The sequence below is a fragment of the Ruegeria sp. HKCCD3925 genome (assembly GCF_057221175.1).
This window is the reverse complement of sequence record NZ_JBWVBI010000004.1, coordinates 449,436-475,188: the sequence shown is the minus strand read 5'-3', so window position 1 is coordinate 475,188 and position 25,753 is coordinate 449,436. Positions and strand designations below refer to the sequence as shown.

The window sequence follows — 25,753 nt, the reverse complement described above, 5'->3', positions numbered from 1 at the left end:
CGTGTTTCAGAATCTGGATAAAAGGCACCTGAAGCCATGAGGAACGACAGGCGGCATACCTCAACTTCAATCGCCTAGATAAGTCCAGCGGTAGTGGGGTGGCGTAGGGCCTTTGTTGCGTCCGCCTTGCTGGGTCTGCTCCCAGGCATGGGCCAGAATGCCGACCGACCGCGAAAGGCAAAACAAGCCTCGTGCCAATGGCGGGGCAAAGCCTAGCTCTGCATAGATCACTGCCGTGACACCATCGATATTCATCGGCACCGGCTTGCCTTTCCGGCGCATCAGGTCGGTTTCCACGGCTTGCCCGACTTTCATGAACCGACCTTCGCAGGCGTCCTGTTCGACTGCATCAGCAACCAGGGCCATCAGCCGGGGTGCGCGCGGGTCCGTCGGTGTATGGAACCGATGCCCGAAACCCGGCAGTATCTTCCCGCGTTCGGCGATCCAGTCGTCCAATGCCTGTTCTGGGCCTTCGGCATGGGCGTCTACAAAGTGATAAAGCTCCATCGCCTGCTCGCCGGCACCACCATGGATGTCACCCAGCATGTTAACAGCACTCGCCATCGCGTTGTTAAGAGACAGCCCGCAGGTCACCGCCATTCGTGCAGCCGCGATCGAGGGGGCTTGCGGGCCGTGATCCACGGCGGCGACCAAAGCGGCCTCGAACAATCGAGCCTGCGCAGGTGTCGGTCTGTCACCCCGCACCATCAACCAAATCATTTCAGCGAAACCCAGATTGCCGATCAGGTCTTGAATCGGCTGGCCACGCAGTTCAATGCGCCCGGGCTCCATATCGATGATGGCGGTGCGCCACCAATCGGCAACATCGCTCATATCACCCTCTCATGTCGCAACGTTTTGATCTCTGCGTCCGACAGTCCAAGCTCGGCCCAAATCGAGAGGTTGTCGGCCCCAAGATCCGGTGGCGCGGATCGTGGCATGCGGCGTGCGCCATCAATGACCACTGGGCTGCCCGCAAGGCGTAACCTCTCTCCGTGCGCCGACAGAGTTCCAATCAGCCCGCGACCTGAGAGTTGATCGTCGGACAAAGCCTGCGGCACCGTCATAACCGGCCCGGCCGGTACACCCAACGCATTCAACTCTTGGACCCAATCACTGGATGGACGGGTAGAAAGCGTGCGTTCCAGCTCTTGACGCAATTCATGCCGGTTGGTCTTGCGATCCTCGCGGGTTAGATAGTCCGGATGCGTCAAAAGGTCGGCGCGGCCCAGATGTTGGGCGAGCGCATGCCATTGTTCGTCGCGATTGGCGGCGATATTAATAGGGTTGTCGGATGTGGCAAAAGTTCCGGACGGGGCCGAGGTTGTGTTTTCGTTCCCATGCGGCGCAGGAGTCACACCACCGACCAGATAGTTGGACACCACCCACCCCATGGTCGAAACCACCGCCTCGCTCATTGCGACATCAAGGAATGCCCCGCGCGGGTTGGCATTCAAGGCCGCGCTTATGGCAAAGGCCGCCGTCATCCCGCCGACGGTATCTGCCAGAGGATAACCGACCCGGTAAGGCGCGGTATCCGACGCACCTGTGATTGACATGACACCGCTGATCCCCTGCACGATCTGGTCATAGGCCGGGTCATCCCGGCGTGGTCCATCCTGACCAAACCCGCTGATGGCACAATAAATCAGTCTGGGGTTCTCGGCGCGCAGAACCTGATACCCCAGCCCAAGCCGGTCCATCACGCCGGGCCGGAAGTTCTCGACCAGCACATCGGCAGTCTTGACCAGACGCTTGAGCAGAGCCTTTCCCCGATCAGCCTTCATATCCAGAGTCACGGATTTCTTGTCCGCATTCTGCGCCAGAAAGCTTATGCCCATGCCAGCCTTGTTCCGATCAGGATCCGCCCCCAGCACACGGGCCAGATCTCCGCTGCCGGGCCGTTCGACTTTGATCACTTCGGCCCCCATCAGGGCCAGTTGGTAGCAACAATACGGCCCGGCCAGGACATTAGTCAGGTCAAGAACCCGAATGCCTGAAAGTGGCTCAGTCGCCATCGGCCACGCCTGCCGCTCGCGCCTTGGCGCGACGTGCGCGGTAACTGGGCAACAGCACCAGAAGGAGGGCAATCACCAACAGGCCCAGCGTCATCGGACGTTCCCAGATAAAGGCGATGCCGTCATACAGCTGCATGGAACGGGCGAAGTTATCCTCCATCATGCCACCAAGGATGAAACCGATCAGCAGTGGTGCCAGAGGGTAATCGGCAAATTTCAGTGCCGTGGCGCAGACGCCAAAGCCCACCAATATCAGCAGTTCCGTGGCATTGTTCTGCCCGATATAGGCCCCCATGAGGGTGAAGAACAAAATGAACGGGATCAGATAGTTGCGCGGTACTGCAAGCACCTTGGCGATATAGGGGATCAACGGCAGGTTCAGGATCAGCAGCACCAGATTGCCAATGAACATCGACATGATGACAGCCCAGAATACCTGTGGCTCGTCGATCATCAGGCGCGGACCCGGTGTCACATTCAGCGCGATCAGGGCGCCCAACAAAATGGCCGTAGTTCCGGAACCTGGAATGCCGAGCGTCAGCAACGGAACAAAGGAACCGGTACAGGCAGCATTGTTAGCTGTCTCGGGTGCTGCCAGACCTTTGATCGAGCCTTTGCCGAACTCCTCCTGCTCTTCTTTCGGGGCAATATTGCGTTCAACCGCATAGCCAAGGAAACTGGCAATCGTTGCCCCTGCCCCCGGAAGCACACCGATAAAGAAACCCTGCACAGATTGGCGACCAACCACCGGAGCGATGGCCTTTGCCTCGGATCCTGTGATGCGCAGGTCCTTGATTTCGCCTTCGTCGCCTTGCAGGTCCTTGGGTTTGAGAACCAAAAACAGCGCTTCGGGCAGGGCAAACATCGCCATTGCAAGCGTGATGAAACCAAAGCCGGACTGCAGATCCATGATCCCCATCGTGAAACGCGGCAAGTTGAACAGCGCGCCCTCGCCGACAGTGGCCATGATCAGCCCGAGAATGGTCATGACAATTGCCTTGGCCACCTGCCCGGTTCCCGCAAAGGCGGCGATGGCGGATAGACCCACTACCATCAAGGCAAAGTACTCAGCCGAGTGGAACAGCAGTGCGACCGAGGATAATGCAGGCGCAAAGACCATCAGCAGTAGCGCGCCTATCGTACCCCCGGCGAAACTGGCGATAGCGGCAACTGTGAGCGCCTTCCCGGCTTTGCCCTGGCGAGCCATCGGATAGCCGTCGAAGCTTGAGGCCACGGTTCCCGCGACCCCCGGCGCGTTCAGAAGAATGGAAGATGTCGAGCCACCAAAGATTGCGCCGTAATAGACACCGGCAAGCAGGATCAATGCGGCGGACGGATCGCCCATCGAAATGGCGACCGGAATCATGATGGCGATAATCGACATCGGCCCAAGACCGGGCAGCATGCCGATGAATGTACCAATCAGACAGCCCGCTATGACCATCAACAAGTTTTGGATGGAGAATGCCGTTTGTAGGCCGATCAACAATCCTTCAAGCATGTCAGCCTCCGAAAACGCCCGGCAAGGGTCGCATGTAGATGCCAAGAACCTCTTGCACTAGGTACCAGACTGAACCTGTAGCGATTACGGCAACCGGCAGCATGACGTGCCATTTGCGTTCGCCCAGAATGAAAGAACCGAGGATCAGGAACCCGGATGTCGAGATCAGAAATCCAACCGGACGCAGGCACAGCGCATAGGCAACCATCAAAGCCAACAACAGCAACGCCTGGCCCAGATGATATTCGCCCAGCCTCCTATAATCGATATCAGCCTCTTTGGGCTCAGCCTTTTCAAATCCCAGCAAAATAATCGTTGTGGCAATTATCCCCAAAATCGACAGCACCTTGGGAAAGGTGCTCGGCCAAATGGGGTTGCGCTGCATGAAGGGGGGCAGACTGCCATCCATCGTGAACCAGGCGGTGTAGCCATATGTCAGGCATATGCCCAGCAAAACGAGCGCGATCCAGCGATCCAGCGCCATGTTTCCCCCTCCTTTGATTTATTGTTGGTTGAGGCAGAGCGGTTGCCCGCTCTGCCCGAGGTATCCTTACAGGAAACCCAACTTTTTCATCAGATCGCCGATCTGCTTTTCCTGCTGTTCCAGGAACGATTGGAAATCAGCACCCGAGTTGTGGATGTTCACCCAACCGTTACGGGCGCGGACCTCTTCCCATTCAGGTGTGTCATACATCTTGGCGATGGCTTCTTGATAAGCGACCAGCTTGTCCTCGGGCAGACCAGGAGCAGCAAAGAACCCACGCCAGTTCACGAAAGTTGTGTCGATGCCCTGCTCTTTCATGGTCTGCGCATCAGGGGCTGCATCCACGCGCTCTTCTGCGGTGACGCCAATGATCTTCACCTCACCCGCATTCGCCAGATCGACAGCCTCCGAGAAACCGGTCGACAGCGCGGCAATCTCACCGGACAGAAGCGCGGCCATCGCTTTGCCACCTGCATCATAGGGGATGTACTTCACGCCCAAAGCGTCCTTGCCTGCCGCTTCCATAACCATCGCCGCGACCAGATGGTCCATCCCACCCGGCACAGAACCGCCGCCGATGGCCGTTGTACTTGGATCGGCGTCATACGCGGCTAGCAGGTCCGCCATTGAATTGATGGGGCTGTCTTTGCCCACAACAATCGCGGCGTAATCGCCGATCGTGCCCGAGACCAGTGTCAGGTCGCGGAAATTGTGCGGGAACACTCCGGTCAGAGAGCGGATCACGATCGGGGTCGAGTTGACCATAAGCGTGCCGTGGTTGCTGTCGGCGTTTTCGATCAGATATCCAATGGCTTTACCACCACCGCCGCCCGACATGTTTTCGTAGGATGCAGTTCCCACGAGACCCGCATTCGTCAGCGCCTCACCGGTGCCACGGGCCGTGCCGTCCCAGCCGCCTCCTGCGCCACCGGGGATCAGAAAGTGGATGCTATCTACGACCTCTTCAGCGAAAGTCGGTCCAGCCAGACCAATAGCGGTCACAGCCGCGATAAGGGCGCGACGGCCCAGTTTGATTGTCGTCATGAATTCCTCCCGTTTGACAACCGGCCGCAGTGCGGCTCAGATTATTCGAAACCTAAACACATCAACCTGACATCAACCTGTCATGGGTGAAATTACTATTGGATCCCGATGAAATTCCTCTTGGTCGAAGACAATCTGGACCTCGCCAATGCCATAAGTTCGCGCATGCGACTGGACGGGCATGTGGTTGATCACGCAGAGAAAATAGAAGATGCTGTGGCCTTTGTTGAAATCGATGAGTATGACCTGATCCTGCTGGACATCATGCTTCCCGACGGGGACGGGCGCGATTTCCTCAAACGGCATCGCGCCAGCCATCTGGACACACCTGTCATCGTTCTGACCGCCCGCAGTCAAGTGTCGGATCGAATCGGCTCACTCGATCTTGGGGCGGACGATTATGTCACCAAGCCCTTCGACCATGCCGAACTTGAGGCGCGCTGCCGCGCAGTGCTTAGACGCAAATCCGGCAAGACCAAAACGACGATTGAAATTGGCGGCGTCGTCTTTGATCCGGTTGCGGGTCATTTGACGGTGGGCGACGACATCGTCTCGCTTCGCAACCGCGAACTGCGCTTGTTGGAACTGCTGATCAACGCCCCCGGTCAGGTGTTTTCTAAGCAGAAGCTGGCGGACCGGTTGTTCTCCTACGACGACAATGTTTCGGACAATGCCATCGAGGTCTATGTCGGCCGACTGCGAAAGCATCTGGAAAAATCGGACCTCAGGATCACAACGTTGCGCGGTTTGGGCTACAGGCTGGATCATGGCAACTAATCCAAACGTTTCCGGATCACTACGAAACCGTCTTGCGCTAACGCTAATCGGCGGTGCCGCGATTCTGGCCCTTGTGCTGTTCTTTGCTGTCCGCGACTATGCAGTTCAGGTTGCCCAGCAAGGTCAGGACAACATTCTGGGTGCCTCAGTCACCTCGATCCTCGACGCCGCGGCGCTGCGCGGAGGCGAGCTTGAAGTCGATATCCCCTATGCTGCCTTTTCAATGCTGAGCACGCCGTCGGACGACCGGGTGTTTTATGCGATCTTTCAGGATGGCGAGTTCCTGTCCGGCTACGAAGACCTGACCCCAACTCAAGGACCCGCTGATGGAAAGTGGACCTTTCGCTTCGGTGAGGTGCGTGGTGAAAACGTTCGTCAGGTCAGTGCCAGCCGCACACTGGTCGGGCTGGGAAATCAGACAGAAATCGAAGTGGCCTTGGGACAGACCCAAGATGCGCTGTCGGAGACGCTGGATCAAATCTCACGCAATGCCGGCCTTTTGGGATTGGGGTTCTTTGTGCTTGCGGCTGTATTGTCCTTCTGGGTGAGTTCGGCCACCATTGGTCAGCTCGACAGATTAACGACATCCGTCACCCGTCGGGGACCGCAAGATCTCAGCCCATTCAAAAAACCAGTACCGCGTGAAATGGCGCCTTTGGTGTCATCGCTGAATTCGCTTATGGGACGCCTGGACCAGTCTCTCAGCCAATCCGAGGACTTTATCGCCGAGGCCGCCCATAGGGTCCGCACCCCGCTGGCAACGGTCAGGTCTTATGCCGAGGCGACGCTGCAACGGGTCGAGAGAGAAGACAACCGCGAGGCGTTAAGATCAATGATGCGCGCCATCGACGAAAGCTCTAGGGCTGCGGGGCAACTACTGGATCACGCCATGATCACATTCCGCGCCGACCATCTGGAGCGCGAGGATATCGATCTGGTGACTCTGATCCGTGAACTTGTCCAGCGCTTGACGCCCATCGCTGAAATGAAAGACCTTTCGCTTGCTTTGAGCGGCGATCCGCAGGTCATGTATTCGGGCGACCCCATCCTCATCCAAAATGCGGTGCGGAACATGGTAGACAATGCGCTTAAATATGCGCCAGCGGACAGTACCGTAGTCATCGATGTCGCAGGGTCACCCACAGCCCGGATCACGGTCAGTGACCAGGGGCCAGGCTTTCCGCCAGATGAAATCGAAACGCTCACAAGACGTTTCGAACGTGGTCAGAACGCGGCGGGAACCATCGGATCGGGCCTCGGGCTAACCATTGCCCAGGACGTCGCGGTCGCCCATGGCGGCACGCTGGTACTGTCAAACAAAGCGGAGGGCGGCGCATGCGTTATCTTGTCACTCTGATCCTGTGCCTATTCGCCAGCGGCGCAGGGGCTCAGGATTGGGAAGACCGACAAATATTCAACGAAAGTGCCGACGGCCCCCGACTGCGGGTCATTTCCAGCACCGATACCGCCCTGTTTGCGCCGCTGATCGAGGATTTCGTCGCCCAGAATCCAGCGATATCGGTCGAATATCTGGTGACCGGCACGGCCGATATCGACCGACGCGTCCGAGCCACGCCAGAAGCGTTCGACGTTGTCGTTTCCAGCGCGATGGACCTGCAACTGAAGCTCGCGAATGACGGATATGCGCTGGCGCTTAACGATCTTCCGCACCCCCCTTGGGCGCAATGGCATCAAAGCCTGTTCGCCTTCACTTCGGAACCCGCAACCATCGTTGTCAACCGCACCGCGTTCGAAGGACAACCAATGCCGCAAACGCGGCAGGAACTGATCGAAGCGCTGCGTGCCCGCCCGGATGATTTTCGGGGCAAAGTCGGCACTTATGACGTGCGCCAGTCGGGATTGGGCTATTTGTTCGCCACGCAGGACGCCCGCGCCTCGGAAACCTATTGGCGCTTGATGGAGGTTTTGGGCGGCCTGGATGTGCGGCTGTATTGTTGTTCGGGCGACATGATTAACGACCTGGCGGATGGTACAATCGCGGTGGCCTACAACGTGCTTGGCAGTTATGCGGCGGTACGAACAGAAGGAAAGGATGCCCTTCAGATCATTCTGCCTTCCGATTTTCAGACGACGATGATGCGAACCGCCATGGTAACTGGCAAAAGCCGCTTGCCGGAGGAAGCGGAAACCTTTGTCCGGCACCTGACCACGCTGAATCCGGAATCACTGGCAGCACTGCCACTTCTGGACACGCAGGACTCCACGACCGAAAGCGCAGCGATAGCGCTGGACCCTGCGTTGTTGACGTTCCTCGATACGCTGAAGCGCAGAAAGTTCCTGTCTGCCTGGGAAAGTGCCGCTATTCAAAGATGATCGGACTTAGACAACAACCCTATCCGTCATCGCTGAACTTGTTGCTTAACACTGTTGACGCTGGAAGACACTAGCCAGCCTGGGTTACGTCGCACGAATCTATAATCAGAAAAATGATCTCGGCTCAAAGTTTCTCGACGGCCACCTGCGCCCCCATGATGGCCTTGAGCCGCAGCCCCGCAGAATTTGCCCCGAGGAATTCGTGGAACGCACGCATCACGTCATCTTTCCACCAACCGCGCCTGTGATAATCGTCAAGCATGATTACGCCGCCTTCGATCATCTTGGGCAGCAAAGCATCCAGATCCGTTTTTACGCCCTCGTAGGAATGGTCGCCGTCCAAATAGGCAAACCCGATGCTCTGATCTTCAAACAGGCTTAGCGCCGGTCGCGAATAGTCGCGAATGATCGAAATTTGCCCCTTGGCGATCTCGGTGCTGTATTTACCCGTTACTGCCTCGTATATTCGATCCATATCCTTCTGCGTGCGCGCTCCGGCAAGCGAAGCACCGCCATCTGGGTCTTGCTGTACTTGCCAGGGATCGATGAGGCACAATTTCGAGGGCTGCAGCTCTTCCAGCAGAATCCGCGAAAATTCGCCCTTCCAAACGCCAATTTCAACGCTCAGCCGTCCATGCGGCATGGTCTTGAGCATTTCGCGCCGCAGGGAATCCTTCCGCTCGCGCTGCTCAGCTTGCTTCTTGCGGCGATCCTCAGCAGATACAGCTTCACCCATAGACGTCTTCTCCGGTTGAGGAATTTTGCAACGCTTCAACCAGATCAACCCAGTCCGGTCTGGCTCTCAATTCTTCGGCTTTCGACCTGTGCCACTCACATGCTTGGTGATGGAGGTCTGCCAATTGCGGATCTGCCATCATCTCAGCTTTGATGTCGTGCATAGCCGGCATATGTTCCAGAATTGAGCGATCCTCAACATCATTGTGGTTCATCATGAGCCAGTATTTGAGCCCTTGATCCTGCCCCACATGATTGGTGCGCCCACGGTCGCGCTTGACCAAAAAGCTATCAGTGCTGCGCACAGCATAATGATGAATGCGCGCGAATTCATGGCTGAAACCACGCCATGCTTTCCATTTCACTTGGTCTGCTGGGTAGAGGTTCCCGCCCGAATCCCGCCACAACACGCCTTCGTATGGCGCGTCAGGGTTCGGTGCATCTTCTGGATTGATCCTGGGACGATGCGCGCGAAAACGGCTGAATTTTCCGTTGTTGCGGAACAGCGTTTTGAACCCTTTGGTCCGGTGATGCGGATAGCCGTCTTCCGTGGCGGCCAGAAAGAAAGTCTCAGGTACAGGTCGATCAACGAAATCGTTCTGACCCGCGTTTCCGAACATGCGCCAGCAGATCGAGATCGCATCCGCCACGCCGCTGGCCTCAACGAGGCTTCTTATATCACTATTGGGCAAACGGATATTGATATACTCGTCCACATCCAAACTTAGAATCCAATCCGATGACAGATAGCTTGGGTGATTCCGCGCAAGCGAAAATGCACGAACCTGCGGCGCGGCGCGCGGACCCAGTCTGTTTCGTTGGTGGTGAGCCCAGCCAAGCGCTTGCAACCGTTCGCCCATGGCATCGGTACCATCAGCGCAATCATTGGTATAAATCAGAATGTCATCAAAGCCGATTGCGTGGTTGTAGGCCACCCAATCGATCATGAAAGGCCCTTCGTTTTTCATCGTTGTTACGATGAGAAAGGTCTCATTCGTCATAAGTTGTTCTCTTGCCTGTGCCGGTGTCGGACTCCTGTCGACCTATTTAGAATAGCACCAGAATTTTGTCCAACCAGGTCGCCAGACAGCCGCAATGCTTGCCGATTAATCGATCTACCGATTCTGCGGGATCACCTCATAACCCGGTTCTTCTGGCTCGTCGTCCAGCATCTCGGTTGGGAACCCTGGCGCCTGGATCTCCAGTCCGGTCGCGTCCTCTAGCCGCCTGATGATGTTCGGGGACAGTTCACGCTCACCATATCGCGCGATGCCATCTTCGAAAATCTTGATCATCAATGGGTTTATCTCCAGAGGAACTCCGGCACGGTCGGCGACCTCCTGAAACAGACCGATATCTTTTTTCACCAGATCCATGGTGAAGGAAATATCGCGCGAGCCGTTCAGGATGACCTGACTTTCGGTCTCGTGCACGAAGGATGTGCCTGACGATATCTTGATCGCTTCATAGGTGGTTCCAAGGTCCATACCGGCGGCCTTGGCTGTCACCAATGCCTCGGCGCAGGTGATCAGGTTGGCGGTAGCCAGATAATTGGTCAACACCTTCAGAACAGAGGCCGAGCCCAGATCGCCCGTGTGCAAAATGCGCCGCCCCATGGTGGTCAGGAATGGCAGGATACGTTCAAAAGTCTCACGATCACAGCCTGCGAAGATCGAGATATTACCCGTCGCTGCCCGGTGACATCCGCCGGAAACCGGGCAATCCACCGCTGCGCCGCCTCGTTCGATGACCATTGCGCCAAGGCGTTTGACTTCGGCTTCGTCAGTGGTCGACATTTCCATCCAGATTTTGCCAGGGCCGACCTCTGGCAACATTTCCTGCATCACCGCATCCGAGGCCGCAGGAGAAGGCAAACAGGTTATAACAGCATCGCAATCGCGCATCAGTTGCGCCGGGCTTTTGGCGGCTTTGGCACCCTTGGCGACGAATTCGGTCACCAGATCCGGGTTCAGGTCATGAACCGTCAGATCGATACCGTTTCGTAGCAGCGATCCAGATAGCTTGCCCCCTACATTCCCCAGCCCGATAAACCCTACTTTCATGCGCGGTATCCTCCTGTTCGCATCTTGCTGCCATGCCAGCACGTCGTTGCAGAAGTATCATGCCGCCCAGCGACCCCGACAGGTCGCTTTTTATCCGCTTTTTCACGGATCGGCGCGACTCGCTTGACAAGCAACCCTGCCCTGCCGCATGTCCCTTTCGTTGGTGTCTGCGAGAGCAGATGAAAAGGGAATGCGTCAGCGGTTTTTGCCGTCAAACGCAGCCGCCCCCGCGACCGTGACCGGAGAGGGTGCCCAAAGCCACTGGCAGTATGGCCGGGAAGGCGGGACATCCGACAGAGGCCTCCTCTGACATCCGCAAGCCGGGAGACCTGCCAACGCCCGAAGATGAAACCGGACGGGGTGTTCCGGTGTGGGGCTGTGATCGGCCCGCATGAAACCCCGTCCCCCACGAAGAGGATTTGGGGGGATGAGAGACATGACCGAGACCGCACCGGTCGAACTGCTGGTTTGCACTACCTGCCGTCGCGGGCTGCCTGTCGAGGATGACGCCCAGCGCCCCGGCACGTTGCTGCACAAGGCGCTTGAACAGGCGGGCCTGCCCGAAGGCATTACCTTGAAAGCTGTGGAATGCCTGTCGAATTGCGATGAAGGCTGCTCGATCGTGCTACGCGGAGGACCGGATCGCTGGACTTTCGTGTATGAGCATCTGAACGAGATCGACCATGTTGAAACCATCGTCGAAGGCGCAGCCAAATACCTCGCCACCGAGGACGGTTTGGTCAAATGGCGCGAACGTCCCGAACATTTCCGCAAAAACTGTGCGGCCCGCATTCCCCCGATTGGAGCCCTGAAATGAGCAATCTCGAGAAACTTCCCGTCACTGTGATCACCGGCTTTTTGGGCTCGGGCAAAACCACTTTGGTGCGACACCTGATGCAGAACCCGCAGGGCAAGCGTCTGGCGGTGGTCGTCAACGAATTCGGCGATGTCGGCGTCGATGGCGATATCCTGAAGTCCTGCGCCATTCCTGATTGCCCCGCAGAAAACATCATGGAACTGGCCAATGGTTGCATCTGCTGCACCGTGGCCGATGATTTCATCCCGACCATTGAAGCCCTGATGGCACTAGAGCCGCGACCTGATCACATCCTGATCGAAACCTCCGGTCTCGCCCTGCCAAAACCGTTGTTGAAAGCGTTCGACTGGCCCGATATCCGCTCGAAAATCACCGTCGATGGCGTGATTGCTCTGGCCGATGCCGAGGCTGTGGCCGCTGGTCGGTTCGCTCCAAATGTCGAGGCGGTGGATGCGCAACGCATGGCAGATGACTCGATTGATCATGAAACTCCCTTGTCCGAGGTGTTCGAGGATCAGATTTCCTGCGCCGACATCATTCTGCTGACCAAGCCCGATCTGGCTGGCCCGGAAGGCGTTGCGAAAGCGAAAGAGATCATCGCCGCCGAAGCGCCCCGCCCCATGCCCGTGGTCGAAGTGGCCGAGGGTGCCGTGGACGTCCGCGTCGTGCTGGGTCTAGAAGCCGCGGCCGAGGATGACATGGACGCGCGTCCCAGCCATCACGACGGCCATCACGATCACGAGCATGACGATTTCGAAAGCATCATCGTTGAACTGCCCGAGCAAACCGATCCGATTGATCTAGTCGCCAAGATTGAACGATTGGCCAACGAGTTGAATATCCTGCGCGTCAAAGGCTATGCCGCCGTTCAGGGCAAGCCCATGCGCCTACTGGTTCAGGCCGTCGGTGCGCGCGTGCGTCACCAATATGACCGCCCGTGGGAGCCCGGCGAAGACCGTCGGTCGCGCCTTGTGGTCATTGCCGAGCATGACGATATCAAAGAGGCCGAGATCCGCGATATCCTCGTGGGTGTTACCGAGGCTGCCGAGTAAGACCTATGCACGTCGTCTTCCGCGAAAGCCATGGGCTCGAAGAAACCGAGACCCCGACCGATCTGGGCCAGAGCCCGGCGGACCTGGTGGTGCTGTCCTTTTCCGACAGTGACCTTGGCGCTTTCGCGGCGGGATGGCATCGTGGAGGTGGGCCTGAAGGACGCATGCCAACGATGCGGCTGGCCAATCTGACGGCGCTGAAGCATCCCCTCTCAGTCGACACATATGTCGAGCAGACACTGGAGGGCGCAAAGGGCATCCTGATCCGTCTAATTGGCGGTGTGCCTTATTGGGCTTACGGACTGCAACAGGTTCTGGCACTGGCGCAGGCCAACGGAATTGCGCTGGCCGTTCTGCCTGCAGACGGGCGCGAGGATACACGGCTGGACGACTACTCTACCCTACCCGTCTCGACCCTGCGGCGGCTGGCGCATCTCTGCGACACCGGCGGAGAGGTCGCGGCGCAGGCCGCTCTGGCGCAGATGGCACTGGCTGCTGGATTGTATGCAGGTCCGGTCATGGGCGCGAAGACCATCCCCGAATGCGGCGCCTGGTGCCCGGATCGCGGTGTGATCCCGGCAGAAAACGCTCTGTCAGGTGATACGAAACGTATCATCGTGACCTTTTATCGCGCATACCTGACCTCGGCAGATACCGCCCCAATTGCGGCGTTGATCCGCAGCTTGCGGGCGCGGGGTTTTGAGGCCGTCGGCCTGTTTGCCCCGTCGCTCAAAGCACCAAATGCCGCCGATTGGCTGCGCGAGACTATTGTGGCGCTGAAGCCTTCGGCGATCGTGAACGCCACCTCATTCTCAGGCAAGGGCGCATCAGGCACCTCACCTCTCGATGTGGCAGAGGTGCCGGTCTTTCAGGTCGCGCTGGCCACGTCACGCCGCAAAGCGTGGGCCGAAGCGGAACGTGGCCTTTCACCAGCTGATCTTGCCATGCATGTGGTCCTTCCGGAAGTGGACGGGCGGATCAACGCGGGCATCGTATCCTTCAAAGAGCCGGGCAAACGCGACCCGCATCTCGAGTATTCTCGTTTCGCTCATCGGGCTGAACCCGAACGGATCGAAGCCATCATCAACCGCATCTCCGGCTGGCTGAACCTTCACGACAAACCCAAAGCGGAGCAGGTTCCGGCGCTGGTACTATCGACCTATCCCGGCAAAGACTGGCAGATGGCACATGCAGTGGGTCTGGATGCGCTGGCCTCGGCTGAGGCAATGTTGCTCGATCTGCAAGGCGAAGGGTATGACACCGCGCCTGCCGAGCCGATTGCTGAAACTCTTCTTGATGCCCGGATTTCATGGCCGCTAGAGGATTATCAGGCGGCGCTGGCGGCGCTGCCGGAAACACTCCGCGCCGATCTCAATAAGGTTTGGGGCACTCCCGAAGACGACCCTGCTTTCACAAATGGCGCGTTCCACTTCACTGCGCTGCGTCGCGGAAAGGCTCTGATCGCGCTGCAGCCCGAGCGCGGCACACCCGAACTGCGCGATGACGACTATCACGATCTGTCGCGCACACCGCGCCACGCCTACGTCGCCTTTTACTTGTGGCTGCGCAAAGGATTGGTCGCGGATGCGCTGATCCATATCGGCGCACATGGCACGCTGGAATGGTTGCCGGGAAAATCAGTCGCCTTGTGCAACGAATGTTGGCCCGAGGCGTTAATCGGCGATCTGCCGGTGATCTACCCCTTCATAGTCAACGACCCCGGCGAGGCCGCGCAGGCCAAGCGTCGGATCGGGGCGGTTACGTTGGGCCATATCCCACCCCCGATGAAGGAAAGCGGCACACCAGATCGCATGGTGCGGCTGGAATCGCTGTTGGACGAGTTCTCGAACGCGGACGGGCTAGACCCCAAACGCCGCGATCGCCTGCAGGAAGATATCCGGGACGAGGCGCAGGCGATCGGGCTGGAAAGCGATCTTGGCCTCGATCAGGCCACCTGTACCGCTGAGGCGATCACGCGCATTGACCGATTTGTCTGCGACATCAAGGAAAGCCAATTCGGAGATGGGCTGCATATCTTTGGGCGCGTCCCCGATGTGACGGGTAATTTCGACGCTGCCCCCTCAGCCCAAGCTGAACGCTCTGCCCTGATTGACGCTTTAGCGGGCAAACGGATCGAGGCCGGGCCGTCCGGATCCCCCTATCGCGGACGTACGGATGTATTGCCGACCGGGCGGAATCTTTTCACGACCGACCCGCGCTCGGTTCCCACGCGCGCGGCCTATACACAAGGCGTCAAGCTCGCTGAGGAACTGGTTCGGCGGCACCTGCAAGAAGAAGGCGACTACCCCAAGGGCTTGATCGTCGATCTATGGGGTTCGGCCACTATGCGCACAGCGGGCGAGGAATTCGCCCTGGCGCTGCACCTGCTGGGGGTGAAGCCGGTTTGGGATAAAGGGTCTGAGCGGGTCTCGGGCATCGAAGTGTTGCCGATCACCGATCTCAGCCGCCCGCGTCTGGACGTAACATTGCGCGTCTCAGGTCTTTTCCGGGACGTGTTCCCGACGCTTTCGGCGCTATACGGTCAGGCTGTCCGCGCATTGACCAAACGAGATGAAGCACCCGACTGGAATCCTTACGCCGGTCAGGAGCCTGCGGCGCGGGTCTATGGGCCAGCCCCCGGCAGCTATGGTCTGAACATGACTCATCTGTCCGAAACCTATACGGATGAGGCACGCGTGCAAGCGGGTGAGGCTTGGCTTGATGCCAGTTCCTTCGCTTTGGAAGGCGAGCATATAGCGCAAGATAAGGACGGTATCTCGCAACGCGTCGCCAACGCCGACAGCTTTGTGCACCTACAGGACCTGACCGAGACGGACTTGTTGCTGGCCAATGATTATGCAACGCACGAGGCCGGATTTGCTGCCGCCAAGAAAATCACTGGTGGTACTGCGCAGCTTTATCATCTGGACAATACCAACCCGGACAACCCGCGCGCCCGCACCCTGCCCGAGGAAATCAGCCGCGTCGTCTATGCCCGCGCCGCCAACCCGGGATGGATTGCCGGAATGCAGCGGCACGGGTTTCGGGGTGCCGCTGAAATCGCGGCGACGCTGGATCATATGGCATCTTTCGCGCATCTGTCCGGCACAGTCGCACCGCATCTGTTCGATCTGTACCACGACGCCACGCTGGGCAATGAAGAGGTCGACGCCTTCCTGCAACAGGCAAACCCGCAAGCACATCAGGCCATGCAGGATCGGTTCCGGGCACTGCTGGAGGCAGGGCTATGGCATACCCGCCGGAACTCGATCCGCGCCGACCTGGAGGGGTTGGGATGAGTGCGCCCATCGTGCAGGGCTGGTGCCCCGGTGCCCATCGCCCGATGATGTCCGGTGATGGGCTGGTCGTGCGTGTGCGCCCTCGGCTGGCGCGCCTGGATGCCCAACAGGCGATAGGGCTGTGCGAATTGGCGGAACGGTTCGGCAATGGCACGATCGACCTTACCAACCGCGCCAACCTTCAGCTGCGTGGAGCAAAGGAAACCGACCATCAATCCTTGTTGGCCGCGCTTTCCTCGCTGAACCTGCTGGACGCCGAACCCGGAATCGAAATTCGCCGCAACATTCTGGTCTCGCCACTCTATGAAGCCGGTGATCTGACCGCTCGGCTGACACAGGAATTGATCCAGCGTCTGGCCGAGCTTCCGGATTTACCTGCCAAGTTCGGCTTTGCCATCGACACAGGTTCCGAGCGTTTATTGGCCGATGACTCGGCGGATATCCGGCTTGAACTCGGTTCGGGCAGCCTGATCCTGCGCGCGGACGGGGCCGAAACCGGGCGAGTGGTGTCGGAAGCTCAAGCCATCGACCAAGTGATCGCGTTGGCGCAGTGGTTTGCGCAAACCCACACAACCGAGACCCGCCGCATGGCGCGGACCGTTGCCACATATGGTTTGCCCGGCGAGTGGCAAGGCAGCGCGCCCGGCCCCATTGGCGTGCCTCTTCAGCCGGGAGCCTGCGTGCAGGGGACACTCTATGGCGCTGCCTTTGGGCAGCTACCGGCGCGGCAACTCCTTTTGCTGATCGAAAACAGCAACGCCACTGCCCTGCGGGTCACACCATGGCGGCTGTTCCTGTTGGAAGGCGGGGCGGCGATACCCGCCCTTGACTTTGTCACAGATGGCACCGACCCGCTGAGAACAACCGACGCCTGCCCCGGCGCGCCATACTGCCCGCAGGCGCAGGTCGAAACCCGCGGTGTGGCGCGCGCCCTGGCCGCGCGCGTTGCAGGCAGCCTGCATGTATCGGGCTGCGCCAAGGGATGCGCCCGAATGGGTCCGGCCGATGTCACTTTGGTTGGCAATTCCGGACGATTTGACCTTGTCAAACAAGGCCGTGCGGGGGATGAGCCCTGCCAACGCGGCCTGACCGAAGAAACACTCATGACCATGGACTTCACCTGATGCCCTATGAATACGAAACCGACGGCGCGGCGATCTACAAGCAGAGCTTTGCCACCATCCGATCCGAGGCTGATCTGGCCCGGTTCGATGCCGATGAAGAACAGGTCGCCGTTCGGATGATCCACGCCGCAGGGATGGTCGGGCTGGAAGAGTTCGTCCATTTCTCGGACGGTTTTGTCTCGGCAGCGCGTTCCGCGCTGGAAAATGGCGCGCCGATCCTGTGTGATGCCCGCATGGTCAGCGAAGGCGTCACCCGCTTTCGCCTGCCCGCTGATAACGAAGTGATCTGCACCCTGCATGACGAGCGCGTGCGCCCTCTGGCTGCCGAAATGAGCAACACGCGCTCTGCCGCCGCGCTAGAGCTGTGGCGTCCGCATCTGCAAGGAGCACTGGTCGCGATCGGTAACGCCCCTACCGCGCTTTTCCACCTTCTGAACATGTTGGAAGATCCCGACTGCCCACGCCCCGCTGCCATTATCGGCTGCCCGGTGGGCTTCGTCGGAGCGGTCGAGTCCAAGGATGCCTTGTGGGAAGCGCAGCCCGTACCCTCCTGCATCGTCAAAGGCCGTTTGGGAGGCAGTGCGATCACAGTTGCTGCCATCAATGCTATCGCGAGCCGCACGGAATGAGCGGGGGTAAAATATACGGCGTGGGCCTCGGCCCCGGCGATCCGGACCTGATGAGTGTCCGTGCGGACCGCCTGCTGCGCAATGCCCGCCATGTGGCGTTTTTTCGCAAACCTGGCCGCACAGGTCAGGCCCGCAAGATCGTCAATGGAATGATCCCCGGCGACGCCATCGAGTTTCCAATGGAGTACCCGGTAACCACCGAAATCCCGGTGACGGATCCAAGGTATAATGAACTCCTTTCGGTGTTTTACGAAGACTGTGCCGCACATCTGAAGTCGCTTACCGAAAATGGTGAGGATGTAGTGGTCCTGTGCGAAGGCGATCCGTTCTTCTATGGATCATTTATGCACCTTTACAATCGACTACGAGACATATCTGAAGTCGAAGTCGTACCTGCCATAACCGGCATGTCCGGCGCCTGGACCGCAACCGGTGACCCGATAACTTGGGGCGACGATGTCCTCACGGTTCTTGTTGGAACCTTGCCCGAGGATACTCTGACTGAACGCATGACCCAGACCGACGCGCTGGTTGTCATGAAGATCGGGCGGAACTTCGACAAGGTAAAGCGCGCGCTGAGACAAGCCGGGCTGTATGACCGCGCGTGGATCGTCGAATACGCTCAGATGCCGAACCAACGGGTCTGCAAACTGTCTGACAATTGCGAAGGGATCACGCCCTATTTCTCAATCATTCTGGTTCATGGACAGGGACGCCGACCATGAGCGGTTGGGTCAAGATCGCTGGCCTTGGGCCTGGAAACGAAGCACTGGTCACTCCCGAAGTCACTGCCGCGCTGGCAGAAGCGACGGACGTGGTTGGCTACATCCCTTATGTTGCTCGGGTGGCCGAGCGAGAGGGATTGACCCTGCACGCCAGCGATAACCGGGTCGAGATCGACCGCTCTCAGCACGCTTTGCAAATGGCGGCCGACGGTAAGCGCGTCGTTGTAGTCTCGTCAGGGGATCCCGGCGTGTTTGCGATGGCCGCAGCGGTGTTTGAAGCGCTTGAAAACGGGCCGAATGACTGGCGCGACATACAGATCGAAGTGTTGCCCGGGATCACTGCGATGCTGGCGGCTTCGGCCCGCGCTGGGGCACCGTTAGGGCATGATTTCTGCGCCATCAACCTGAGCGACAACCTGAAGCCATGGCCACTGATCGAAAAGCGCCTCCGACTTGCCGCGCAGGGCGATTTCGCCATGGCGTTCTATAACCCTCGCTCGAAGTCTCGACCGGAAGGGTTTGAAAAAACGCTGGAAATCCTGCGAGAGGAATGTGAGCCGGAACGACTGATCCTGTTCGCACGCGCTGTATCCCGCGAGGATGAGGCTTTGCGGATTTCAACTCTGGAAGAAGCCACGGCAGATATGGCGGACATGCAGACCGTCGTCATCGTCGGCTCGTCCCTGACCCGCATAGTCGAGCGCAACAGCGCCCCGATCGTCTACACCCCGAGATTCACGCTGGCCAAGGATTAAGCATGCGCCAGCCAGTCCAAGACCTGCGTGACATTTGCCAACTCGGTCCGCTTCGGCAGGGTCGGACGGTCTATCATCAGAACCGGCAAGCCCAGCGCCCTGGCGGCATCGAGTTTGGCCCGCGCGCCGGTGCCACCCGCATTCTTGGATACAATCAATTGCGTATGGTGACGTTCCATCAAGGCCCGGTCCTCTTCAACAGAAAACGGGCCCCGCGAAACGATCACATCGCTTTTCGGAAGCGGCAATGCGTCCGGATCGTCTACAAGCCGCAAAAGATAGTGATGCTGAGGTTGGGCTGCGAAGTCATGAAGATGCATGCGGCCAACTGCCAGGAAGACGCGGCGGGCTGGACCGGCCAGAGCTTCAACCGCACCTTCAATATCCGGTACGTGCTGCCAGTTGTCCCCGTCTTGCGCGACCCAAGCAGGTCGCGTCAAAGCGGCCAAGGGCGTTGCGCCCCCCGCACAGGCTTCCACCGCATTTCGGCTCATCTGCGCTGCAAAGGGGTGAGTCGCATCGACAACATGGCTGACGCCGTGCTCGTGAATGTACCGCGCCAGTCCCGCTGCACCACCAAACCCGCCCACGCGCATCGGCACGGGTTGCGAGCGCGGGTTATCGACACGTCCAGCGTAGGAATATGTAGCGGGAATGCCTTGATCGGCAACCGATTTTGCCAGAGCATTCGCCTCGGTCGTGCCACCAAGAATCAGGAGGTTGGGCATGTCTGAAACTCCGTGGCTGACTGTATTGGGTTTGGGCGAAGATGGACTGGATGGCCTGTCCCCTGCAAGCCGTCAAGTGCTGGACCGCGCTGAGATTGTCATGGGTCCGACACGCCACCTGTCGTTGATACCAGACAGCGCGGCGGAACGGATTGAATGGCCGGTCCCATTTGCCGATGGCCTGCCAATTCTGACCGCATTGCGCGGTCGGCAAACCGTTGTGCTGGCCTCGGGTGATCCGTTCTGGTTCGGGGCCGGGTCCGTTATCGCGCGTAATTTCGATGCGAACGAATGGATTGCCCTACCCGGCCAGTCGACCTTTTCGCTTGCTGCTGCGCGGCTTGGTTGGCCGCTTGAAAACACGTTGACCTTCGGGCTACATGCCGCGCCTCTGACGCGCCTTCGCCCTCACTTGGCACCCGGCCTGCGCGCGATTCTCTTGCTGCGCGACGGCAAAGCCGTAGCTGAGCTTGCGACCTATCTGGGCGAAACCGATTTTGCCGATTGCACTCTGCACGTCATGGAAGCGCTCGGTGGCCCCCGTGAACGCGCGCGCAGCGTGTCGCTGACCGAGGCGTTGCTTGGAACATTCGAACATCCGGTTTGTGTCGGTCTTGATGTCGCGGGTACTGGGCGTGCCTTTCCCAAAGCCTCGGGAAAGCCCGATGACATCTTTGAAACCGACGGCCAGATCACCAAGCGCCCCATTCGCGCGCTAACCCTGTCGGCGCTTGCCCCTCAGCGGGGTGAGCATCTGTGGGATATTGGCGGCGGCACCGGTTCGATCAGCATCGAATGGCTGATGTGCGATCCGACGCTAACTGCAACGACTATCGAGCCGCGTGCTGATCGGGCCGAACGCATTCGCCGAAACGCCAATACACTGGGGCAGGATCGGTTGTGCGTTGTGCACGGTTCTGCACCAGAGTCGTTGGCTGATCTTGAACGACCCGATGTGGTGTTCATCGGTGGCGGTCTGAGTGCGGATCTGCTGAACTGGCTACACGCAAACCTTCAGGGCGGCACGCGGCTGATCGCCAACGCGGTGACACTCGAAAGCGAAGCGCTGCTAGCTGAATGGCACGACAAGCTGGGCGGAGACCTGCTGCGCATCGAACTGGCGCAGGCAGCTGCGCTTGGTCCACGGCGAGGCTGGAAATCTGCCTATCCCGTAGTGCAGTGGAGCCTCACGTTATGATCGTCGCGGGGTTAGGTTTCTCATCCTCTGCTACGCTGGCCAGTCTTCGTGCCGCTTTCGAGCTTGCCTCGACAGGAAAAACTGTCGATGCCCTTGCGACCGTTGCGGACAAGGACGGACACACCGCACTTGCCGCGCTTGCAGAAGCAACTGAGCTGCCGGTACATTTCATTCCGGCAAATGATCTTGCCGAACAACGCACACTTACTTGCTCAACCCGTAGTCGCGCCACATATGGCACCGGCAGCGTGGCCGAAGCATCCGCTCTTGCCGCCGCCGGACATGGCGCGCGGCTGATTTCACCCAGACAAATCTCGGACGACCGGCTTGCAACCTGCGCCGTCGCCATCGGAGGACAGACATGACCGTTCATTTCATCGGCGCCGGACCGGGCGCCGCCGACCTGCTGACCCTGCGCGGGCGCGATATCATCGCCTCCTGCCCGGTGTGCCTCTATGCGGGTTCATTGGTACCCGAGGAGATTCTAGGCCACTGCCCCGAAGGTGCGAAGATCGTAAACACCGCACCCATGGATCTGGATCAGATCATGGCCGAAATCGAAGCAGCGCATAACGCTGGACAGGACGTGGCGCGGCTGCATTCCGGGGACCTCTCGGTCTGGTCGGCGATGGGTGAGCAAATCAGACGTCTGAAAGAGATGGGTGTCCCGGTCAGCGTCACGCCCGGTGTACCCTCGTTTGCGGCTGCGGCTGCAGCGCTCGGGACCGAGCTGACACTGCCCGGTCTGGCGCAATCAGTGGTCTTGACCCGCACGCCCGGGCGTGCGTCTTCGATGCCGGAAGGCGAGACACTGAAAAACTTCGCTAAAACAGGTGCGACTTTGGCTATCCACCTTTCGATCGGAAATCTGGATAACGTCATCGCCGACCTGACACCTGCCTATGGGGCAGACTGCCCGGTCGCCGTGGTCTACCGCGCTAGTTGGCCGGATGAGAAGATCATCCGCGCAACGCTTACCACGTTGAAGGAGGCACTGGACAACAGCATCTCGCGCACCGCACTGATCATGGTTGGTCCGGCGCTTGCAGGTGAAGGGTTTGACGAAAGCTGTCTGTATTCCAAGACATATGACCGCCGCTATCGCCCTCAAAGCGCCGACAGTCCGTGGTCGAGCTGGAGCCATGGTGATGACTAACCCCCCCGGAATACTGATTTCCGCTCCGTCGTCGGGTACAGGCAAGACCACTGTCATGCTGGGATTGCTCCGGGCTTTGGCCGAGGACGGCTTGACCGTACAACCGTTCAAAAGCGGACCGGACTACATCGACCCGGCTTTTCACCGGGCTGCGGCAGGCCGTGCCTCGTTCAATCTGGATAGCTGGGCGATGGGGGAGCCGCTGCTAAGCGCGATCTCTAAGCAGGCCACGGGCGCGGATATTGTGGTGGCCGAAGGCTCAATGGGTTTGTTTGATGGCGTCGCCAAACCCGGAGAGCTGGGGCATGGGTCGAGCGCTGAAACGGCGCTACGCATGGGATGGCCGGTCGTTCTGGTCCTGGATGTCGGAGGACAGGCGCAATCGGCGGCGGCGACTGCGCTTGGCTTTCAGATGTATAACCCCGATCTACCTTTTGCCGGGGTGATCCTGAACCGCTGCGCCAGCCCAAGACATGAGCGGCTGACGCGGCTGGGCATGGAACGGGCTGGATTGCCGGTTCTGGGCGTTCTTCCGCGCCGAGGTGACCTGACCCTGCCCGAAAGACATCTAGGCCTGATCCAGGCGGTTGAGCATCCGGATCTGGAAACGGCAATCGCCGGATATGCCGCATTCCTGCGTGAACATGTCGATCTGGATGCGATCAAACGGGCGGCCTCCTCAGGCCCTGCTGGGCCATCGTCAGCCGCGCTGCCGCGCCCCCCCGCGCAGCGGATCGCACTGGCCCGTGATGCAGCGTTTTCATTTACCTACCCGCATCTGCTGGAAGGGTGGCGCAGCGCCGGTGCAGAAATACTGCCCTTTTCGCCACTGGCAAACGAAGCGCCAGCTGCAGACGCTGAACTGGTCTGGCTACCGGGGGGCTATCCCGAGCTGCACGCAGGAACATTGGCGGCAGCAGATACTTTCTTGACGGGGCTGCGCAAACACGCGGAAACGCGGCCCGTGCATGGTGAATGCGGGGGCTATATGGCATTGGGGGAAGTTCTGGTCGACAAGGAAGGCGCGCCACATCAGATGGCGGGGTTGTTGGGTCTGCAAACCTCATACCAAAAGCGCAAATTCAACCTTGGCTATCGCAGGGCTGAACTTTTGGCGTCGATGCCGGGCTTTGCCAAGGGTACAGCCTTGCGCGGACATGAGTTCCACTATTCCTCGATCATCGAACAACCTGACGCTCCTCTTGCGCGAGTCTTCGATGCCGAGGGGGCCGAAGGCCCTCAGACAGGATCGCGACGTGGCAATGTCACCGGCACATTTTTCCATCTTATTGCAGAGGCCTCGGCATGACCGGTTTTGTCTCTTTCATTGGCTCCGGTCCGGGTGATCCGGAGCTACTAACGCTCAAGGCCGTAGACCGGATGCAGAAGGCCGATGCGGTGCTGTTTGATGATCTCAGCAGCGGCCCGATCCTGACCCATGCGCGTGACGATGCTGATCTGGTTGGTGTTGGCAAACGCGCCGGTCGCCCTTCGCCCAAGCAGGATCACGTCAGCCGATTGTTGGTGGAGTATGCGCAGACCGGTCAGCAGGTGGTACGCCTGAAATCCGGTGACGGAGGATTGTTCGGTCGACTGGAGGAAGAACTGGTCGCGTTGCAGGCAGCCGGCATCAAATATGAGATCATTCCCGGCATCCCCTCTGCCGTCGCGGCGGCAGCTGCCGCTGGTATCCCTCTGACCCGACGCCTGACTGCACGTCGTGTTCAATTCGTCACCGGGCATGACGTAAGTGGCAAATTGCCGACCGATCTGAACCTTCCCGCCCTGGCTGATGCTAGCGCGACGACGGTCGTATTTATGGGCAAGCGCACTTTTCCCTTGCTGGTCGAAGCCCTGAGCGCGCATGGCTTGCCGTTGGACACGCCTGCTTTGATGGCCGAATCTGTTTCAACTCCCGAGCAATCCTTGGGGCGCTCCACAATCGGAGACCTGTCCGACAAGCTGCGATCCGAGGTTGGAACCGCCCCGGCCCTGATCCTGTATGGCCCGCTGGCAGAGTTCGAAGATGTTTGAACTGATCCTGATCGGAATCGGAACGGGTAATCCCGACCACCTGACCTTTCAGGGGGCGAAGGCGATCAGATCAGCGGACCTGATCCTGATTCCGCGAAAAGGAGAGAACAAAGCCGATCTGGCCGGTTTGCGCGAAGACATCATCACGCAAGTCACCGACAAACCTGCACGGATCGCCTATTTCGACGTTCCCAAACGCCGGGCAGATGACGGTTATCTCCGAGGCGTCGACGAATGGCACGACGCAATTGCCGTACGCTGGCACGAGGCGATTTCAGCCTACCCGGACGCGCAGAAGGTGGCGTTGCTGATCTGGGGTGATCCGTCGCTGTATGACAGTTCGCTAAGAATTGCAGCGCGGCTGGACCCGCAACCGCGAGTCCAGGTTATGCCGGGAATCACAGCGTTACAGGCGTTGACTGCAGCCCATGCGATCCCGATCAATGATCTGGGTGCGCCCTATGTCGTGACCACAGGCCGTCGCATCCGCGATGATGGATGGCCTGAAACGGCGTCGAAAGTGGCCGTAATGCTGGATGGCGAATGCTCGTTCCAGAGCCTGAAGATGACCGATTATGACATCTGGTGGGGGGCATATGTGGGCATGAAAGAAGAGATTCTGATCAAAGGCCCATTGGCGGATGTGGCGCAAGACATTCTGGATACCCGCGCGCAGGCCCGTTCTGATCACGGCTGGATCATGGATATCTATCTGCTGAAGAAACGTGCGACCTGACGCGCGCACAGGATTGTGAGCCCCGTTTCAGCGCTTTTCTGTCATCAATTCCCCAGTCAACAGGAAGGGAAAGAACATGAGGGCGCTTTGGGCTGCGATCTGCCTGCTGGCGATGCCTGCTTGGGCCAACGGCATCGAACCTCTTACTGGATGGGCGGTTTACTCCAGCGGAAAAAGCTATGAGACCCTCGTGGATGACACAAAGGCCGCGGTAAAGGAAAACGGCCTGATCGTTGTGACACAGGCCGGGCCGACCAAAGCGGCGGCCTCGCGCGGTATCAGCATTCCGGGCAACCGGGTGATTGGCGCATTCAACAACGATTACGCGGTTCGTGTTCTTGAAACCTCGACCAACGCGATGATCGAAGCGCCCATCCGCTTCTACGTAACCGAGAACGAGGACGGCACTGCAACCCTTTCTTACAAGACACCAAGCTTCGTCTTTGCCCCTTACGCAGACGAGGGCGGAGACGCTCTGCGCGAGATTGCCATAGAATTGGACGCAAAGTTTCAGGCCGTAGCGGAAAACGCCGTCAAATAGTCA

The 25,753-nt window shown here is 59.1% G+C and carries 26 protein-coding genes and 1 riboswitch; of the genes, 17 read left to right on the top strand and 9 right to left on the bottom strand.

Going from position 1 to position 25,753, the window contains the following annotated elements:
• Positions 1 to 66: 66 nt before the first annotated feature.
• The 5 genes from AC2TEM_RS12460 to AC2TEM_RS12440 all read right to left on the bottom strand — a co-directional run bounded on the left by AC2TEM_RS12460 (position 67) and on the right by AC2TEM_RS12440 (position 5,047).
• On the bottom strand, positions 67 to 834 hold the full coding sequence (locus tag AC2TEM_RS12460) for a citryl-CoA lyase (RefSeq protein ID WP_170420960.1): 768 nt from the start codon (positions 832 to 834) through the stop codon (positions 67 to 69).
• Positions 831 to 2,018 carry a CoA transferase gene (locus AC2TEM_RS12455; RefSeq protein ID WP_170420957.1) on the bottom strand — a complete coding sequence of 396 codons (1,188 nt, stop codon included), beginning with the start codon at positions 2,016 to 2,018 and terminating at the stop codon, positions 831 to 833. The genes AC2TEM_RS12460 and AC2TEM_RS12455 overlap by 4 nt, the downstream gene beginning before the upstream one ends.
• A complete protein-coding gene (locus AC2TEM_RS12450) occupies positions 2,008 to 3,519 on the bottom strand; it encodes a tripartite tricarboxylate transporter permease (RefSeq protein WP_170391820.1) in 1,512 nt (503 codons plus the stop codon). The genes AC2TEM_RS12455 and AC2TEM_RS12450 overlap by 11 nt, the downstream gene beginning before the upstream one ends.
• Before the next feature lies 1 nt (position 3,520).
• Positions 3,521 to 4,003: a tripartite tricarboxylate transporter TctB family protein gene (locus AC2TEM_RS12445; RefSeq protein ID WP_170401217.1), complete on the bottom strand. Its 483-nt coding sequence runs from the start codon at positions 4,001 to 4,003 to the stop codon at positions 3,521 to 3,523.
• 66 nt (positions 4,004 to 4,069) lie between these two features.
• Positions 4,070 to 5,047: a tripartite tricarboxylate transporter substrate-binding protein gene (locus AC2TEM_RS12440; RefSeq protein WP_170391824.1), complete on the bottom strand. Its 978-nt coding sequence runs from the start codon at positions 5,045 to 5,047 to the stop codon at positions 4,070 to 4,072.
• A 108-nt stretch (positions 5,048 to 5,155) separates the two neighbouring features.
• On the opposite strand from AC2TEM_RS12440, the gene AC2TEM_RS12435 reads away from it, so the two are divergent.
• The 3 genes from AC2TEM_RS12435 to AC2TEM_RS12425 are packed head-to-tail and all read left to right on the top strand — an operon-like array spanning position 5,156 to position 8,158.
• Entirely contained in the window at positions 5,156 to 5,824 is a 669-nt protein-coding gene (locus AC2TEM_RS12435) for a response regulator transcription factor (protein ID WP_170420955.1), read from the top strand.
• Positions 5,814 to 7,181, top strand: coding sequence for a sensor histidine kinase (locus AC2TEM_RS12430; RefSeq protein ID WP_170420953.1), 1,368 nt, complete (start codon positions 5,814 to 5,816; stop codon positions 7,179 to 7,181). The genes AC2TEM_RS12435 and AC2TEM_RS12430 overlap by 11 nt, the downstream gene beginning before the upstream one ends.
• Entirely contained in the window at positions 7,160 to 8,158 is a 999-nt protein-coding gene (locus tag AC2TEM_RS12425; RefSeq protein WP_170391831.1) for an ABC transporter substrate-binding protein, read from the top strand. Before AC2TEM_RS12430 ends, AC2TEM_RS12425 begins: the two co-directional genes overlap by 22 nt.
• Before the next feature lie 124 nt (positions 8,159 to 8,282).
• Here AC2TEM_RS12425 and AC2TEM_RS12420 read toward each other — a convergent pair whose 3' ends face one another.
• The 3 genes from AC2TEM_RS12420 to AC2TEM_RS12410 form a co-directional block, all read right to left on the bottom strand.
• Positions 8,283 to 8,894, bottom strand: a complete 612-nt coding sequence (locus AC2TEM_RS12420; protein WP_170420951.1) for a class I SAM-dependent methyltransferase — start codon at positions 8,892 to 8,894, stop codon at positions 8,283 to 8,285.
• Complete coding sequence (locus AC2TEM_RS12415) at positions 8,887 to 9,894, bottom strand: glycosyltransferase family 2 protein (RefSeq protein WP_480790524.1); 1,008 nt, start codon at positions 9,892 to 9,894, stop codon at positions 8,887 to 8,889. The genes AC2TEM_RS12420 and AC2TEM_RS12415 overlap by 8 nt, the downstream gene beginning before the upstream one ends.
• A 114-nt stretch (positions 9,895 to 10,008) precedes the next feature.
• Positions 10,009 to 10,995 carry an NAD(P)-dependent oxidoreductase gene (locus tag AC2TEM_RS12410; protein ID WP_480439222.1) on the bottom strand — a complete coding sequence of 329 codons (987 nt, stop codon included), beginning with the start codon at positions 10,993 to 10,995 and terminating at the stop codon, positions 10,009 to 10,011.
• Between the two features lie 105 nt (positions 10,996 to 11,100).
• A riboswitch (cobalamin riboswitch) is annotated at positions 11,101 to 11,307 on the top strand.
• Positions 11,308 to 11,392: 85 nt separating this feature from the next.
• On the opposite strand from AC2TEM_RS12410, the gene AC2TEM_RS12405 reads away from it, so the two are divergent.
• Genes AC2TEM_RS12405 through cobJ form a run of 7 tightly spaced genes read left to right on the top strand, consistent with a single transcriptional unit; the run spans position 11,393 to position 19,357 of the window.
• A complete protein-coding gene (locus tag AC2TEM_RS12405; RefSeq protein ID WP_170391837.1) occupies positions 11,393 to 11,773 on the top strand; it encodes a DUF1636 family protein in 381 nt (126 codons plus the stop codon).
• A complete protein-coding gene (gene cobW, locus AC2TEM_RS12400; protein ID WP_170420949.1) occupies positions 11,770 to 12,825 on the top strand; it encodes a cobalamin biosynthesis protein CobW in 1,056 nt (351 codons plus the stop codon). The genes AC2TEM_RS12405 and cobW overlap by 4 nt, the downstream gene beginning before the upstream one ends.
• Before the next feature lie 5 nt (positions 12,826 to 12,830).
• Positions 12,831 to 16,124 carry a cobaltochelatase subunit CobN gene (gene cobN / locus AC2TEM_RS12395; RefSeq protein ID WP_170420947.1) on the top strand — a complete coding sequence of 1,098 codons (3,294 nt, stop codon included), beginning with the start codon at positions 12,831 to 12,833 and terminating at the stop codon, positions 16,122 to 16,124.
• On the top strand, positions 16,121 to 17,248 hold the full coding sequence (locus AC2TEM_RS12390; protein ID WP_480856205.1) for a cobalamin biosynthesis protein CobG: 1,128 nt from the start codon (positions 16,121 to 16,123) through the stop codon (positions 17,246 to 17,248). The genes cobN and AC2TEM_RS12390 overlap by 4 nt, the downstream gene beginning before the upstream one ends.
• Positions 17,248 to 17,877 (top strand): precorrin-8X methylmutase, encoded by a 630-nt coding sequence (locus tag AC2TEM_RS12385; RefSeq protein WP_170594882.1) that lies wholly within the window; start codon positions 17,248 to 17,250, stop codon positions 17,875 to 17,877. Before AC2TEM_RS12390 ends, AC2TEM_RS12385 begins: the two co-directional genes overlap by 1 nt.
• Positions 17,874 to 18,602 carry a precorrin-2 C(20)-methyltransferase gene (locus AC2TEM_RS12380; RefSeq protein WP_170420941.1) on the top strand — a complete coding sequence of 243 codons (729 nt, stop codon included), beginning with the start codon at positions 17,874 to 17,876 and terminating at the stop codon, positions 18,600 to 18,602. Before AC2TEM_RS12385 ends, AC2TEM_RS12380 begins: the two co-directional genes overlap by 4 nt.
• A complete protein-coding gene (gene cobJ, locus AC2TEM_RS12375; RefSeq protein WP_170512163.1) occupies positions 18,599 to 19,357 on the top strand; it encodes a precorrin-3B C(17)-methyltransferase in 759 nt (252 codons plus the stop codon). The genes AC2TEM_RS12380 and cobJ overlap by 4 nt, the downstream gene beginning before the upstream one ends.
• Here cobJ and AC2TEM_RS12370 read toward each other — a convergent pair.
• The gene (locus tag AC2TEM_RS12370; RefSeq protein ID WP_170420939.1) at positions 19,354 to 20,085 is read right to left on the bottom strand and encodes a cobalt-precorrin-6A reductase; all 732 of its coding nucleotides are present in this window, start codon (positions 20,083 to 20,085) and stop codon (positions 19,354 to 19,356) included. The genes cobJ and AC2TEM_RS12370 overlap by 4 nt on opposite strands.
• Here AC2TEM_RS12370 and cbiE point away from each other — a divergent pair.
• The 7 genes from cbiE to AC2TEM_RS12335 all read left to right on the top strand — a co-directional run bounded on the left by cbiE (position 20,084) and on the right by AC2TEM_RS12335 (position 25,750).
• Complete coding sequence (cbiE, locus tag AC2TEM_RS12365; RefSeq protein ID WP_170420937.1) at positions 20,084 to 21,283, top strand: precorrin-6y C5,15-methyltransferase (decarboxylating) subunit CbiE; 1,200 nt, start codon at positions 20,084 to 20,086, stop codon at positions 21,281 to 21,283. The genes AC2TEM_RS12370 and cbiE overlap by 2 nt on opposite strands.
• Positions 21,280 to 21,648: a cobalamin biosynthesis protein gene (locus tag AC2TEM_RS12360; protein WP_170391855.1), complete on the top strand. Its 369-nt coding sequence runs from the start codon at positions 21,280 to 21,282 to the stop codon at positions 21,646 to 21,648. The genes cbiE and AC2TEM_RS12360 overlap by 4 nt, the downstream gene beginning before the upstream one ends.
• Positions 21,645 to 22,439, top strand: a complete 795-nt coding sequence (gene cobM, locus AC2TEM_RS12355; protein ID WP_170420935.1) for a precorrin-4 C(11)-methyltransferase — start codon at positions 21,645 to 21,647, stop codon at positions 22,437 to 22,439. Before AC2TEM_RS12360 ends, cobM begins: the two co-directional genes overlap by 4 nt.
• Entirely contained in the window at positions 22,426 to 23,748 is a 1,323-nt protein-coding gene (locus tag AC2TEM_RS12350; protein ID WP_480614670.1) for a cobyrinic acid a,c-diamide synthase CobB, read from the top strand. The genes cobM and AC2TEM_RS12350 overlap by 14 nt, the downstream gene beginning before the upstream one ends.
• Positions 23,745 to 24,473 carry a uroporphyrinogen-III C-methyltransferase gene (cobA, locus tag AC2TEM_RS12345; protein ID WP_170391860.1) on the top strand — a complete coding sequence of 243 codons (729 nt, stop codon included), beginning with the start codon at positions 23,745 to 23,747 and terminating at the stop codon, positions 24,471 to 24,473. The genes AC2TEM_RS12350 and cobA overlap by 4 nt, the downstream gene beginning before the upstream one ends.
• A complete protein-coding gene (gene cobF, locus AC2TEM_RS12340) occupies positions 24,466 to 25,209 on the top strand; it encodes a precorrin-6A synthase (deacetylating) (protein ID WP_170391863.1) in 744 nt (247 codons plus the stop codon). The genes cobA and cobF overlap by 8 nt, the downstream gene beginning before the upstream one ends.
• A gap of 76 nt (positions 25,210 to 25,285) precedes the next feature.
• Complete coding sequence (locus AC2TEM_RS12335) at positions 25,286 to 25,750, top strand: DUF302 domain-containing protein (protein ID WP_170391865.1); 465 nt, start codon at positions 25,286 to 25,288, stop codon at positions 25,748 to 25,750.
• The last annotated feature ends 3 nt before the right edge of the window (positions 25,751 to 25,753 follow it).

What these genes read in the sequence shown, in the direction of transcription:
- AC2TEM_RS12460 (WP_170420960.1), bottom strand. Translation starts at nt 834, where the DNA reads ATGAGCGATGTTGCCGATTGGTGGCGCACCGCCATCATCGATATGGAG.
- AC2TEM_RS12455 (WP_170420957.1), bottom strand. Translation starts at nt 2,018, where the DNA reads ATGGCGACTGAGCCACTTTCAGGCATTCGGGTTCTTGACCTGACTAAT.
- AC2TEM_RS12450 (WP_170391820.1), bottom strand. Translation starts at nt 3,519, where the DNA reads ATGCTTGAAGGATTGTTGATCGGCCTACAAACGGCATTCTCCATCCAA.
- AC2TEM_RS12445 (WP_170401217.1), bottom strand. Translation starts at nt 4,003, where the DNA reads ATGGCGCTGGATCGCTGGATCGCGCTCGTTTTGCTGGGCATATGCCTG.
- AC2TEM_RS12440 (WP_170391824.1), bottom strand. Translation starts at nt 5,047, where the DNA reads ATGACGACAATCAAACTGGGCCGTCGCGCCCTTATCGCGGCTGTGACC.
- AC2TEM_RS12435 (WP_170420955.1), top strand. Translation starts at nt 5,156, where the DNA reads ATGAAATTCCTCTTGGTCGAAGACAATCTGGACCTCGCCAATGCCATA.
- AC2TEM_RS12430 (WP_170420953.1), top strand. Translation starts at nt 5,814, where the DNA reads ATGGCAACTAATCCAAACGTTTCCGGATCACTACGAAACCGTCTTGCG.
- AC2TEM_RS12425 (WP_170391831.1), top strand. Translation starts at nt 7,160, where the DNA reads ATGCGTTATCTTGTCACTCTGATCCTGTGCCTATTCGCCAGCGGCGCA.
- AC2TEM_RS12420 (WP_170420951.1), bottom strand. Translation starts at nt 8,894, where the DNA reads ATGGGTGAAGCTGTATCTGCTGAGGATCGCCGCAAGAAGCAAGCTGAG.
- AC2TEM_RS12415 (WP_480790524.1), bottom strand. Translation starts at nt 9,894, where the DNA reads ATGACGAATGAGACCTTTCTCATCGTAACAACGATGAAAAACGAAGGG.
- AC2TEM_RS12405 (WP_170391837.1), top strand. Translation starts at nt 11,393, where the DNA reads ATGACCGAGACCGCACCGGTCGAACTGCTGGTTTGCACTACCTGCCGT.
- cobW (WP_170420949.1), top strand. Translation starts at nt 11,770, where the DNA reads ATGAGCAATCTCGAGAAACTTCCCGTCACTGTGATCACCGGCTTTTTG.
- cobN (WP_170420947.1), top strand. Translation starts at nt 12,831, where the DNA reads ATGCACGTCGTCTTCCGCGAAAGCCATGGGCTCGAAGAAACCGAGACC.
- AC2TEM_RS12390 (WP_480856205.1), top strand. Translation starts at nt 16,121, where the DNA reads ATGAGTGCGCCCATCGTGCAGGGCTGGTGCCCCGGTGCCCATCGCCCG.
- AC2TEM_RS12385 (WP_170594882.1), top strand. Translation starts at nt 17,248, where the DNA reads ATGCCCTATGAATACGAAACCGACGGCGCGGCGATCTACAAGCAGAGC.
- AC2TEM_RS12380 (WP_170420941.1), top strand. Translation starts at nt 17,874, where the DNA reads ATGAGCGGGGGTAAAATATACGGCGTGGGCCTCGGCCCCGGCGATCCG.
- cobJ (WP_170512163.1), top strand. Translation starts at nt 18,599, where the DNA reads ATGAGCGGTTGGGTCAAGATCGCTGGCCTTGGGCCTGGAAACGAAGCA.
- cbiE (WP_170420937.1), top strand. Translation starts at nt 20,084, where the DNA reads ATGTCTGAAACTCCGTGGCTGACTGTATTGGGTTTGGGCGAAGATGGA.
- AC2TEM_RS12370 (WP_170420939.1), bottom strand. Translation starts at nt 20,085, where the DNA reads ATGCCCAACCTCCTGATTCTTGGTGGCACGACCGAGGCGAATGCTCTG.
- AC2TEM_RS12360 (WP_170391855.1), top strand. Translation starts at nt 21,280, where the DNA reads ATGATCGTCGCGGGGTTAGGTTTCTCATCCTCTGCTACGCTGGCCAGT.
- cobM (WP_170420935.1), top strand. Translation starts at nt 21,645, where the DNA reads ATGACCGTTCATTTCATCGGCGCCGGACCGGGCGCCGCCGACCTGCTG.
- AC2TEM_RS12350 (WP_480614670.1), top strand. Translation starts at nt 22,426, where the DNA reads ATGGTGATGACTAACCCCCCCGGAATACTGATTTCCGCTCCGTCGTCG.
- cobA (WP_170391860.1), top strand. Translation starts at nt 23,745, where the DNA reads ATGACCGGTTTTGTCTCTTTCATTGGCTCCGGTCCGGGTGATCCGGAG.
- cobF (WP_170391863.1), top strand. Translation starts at nt 24,466, where the DNA reads ATGTTTGAACTGATCCTGATCGGAATCGGAACGGGTAATCCCGACCAC.
- AC2TEM_RS12335 (WP_170391865.1), top strand. Translation starts at nt 25,286, where the DNA reads ATGAGGGCGCTTTGGGCTGCGATCTGCCTGCTGGCGATGCCTGCTTGG.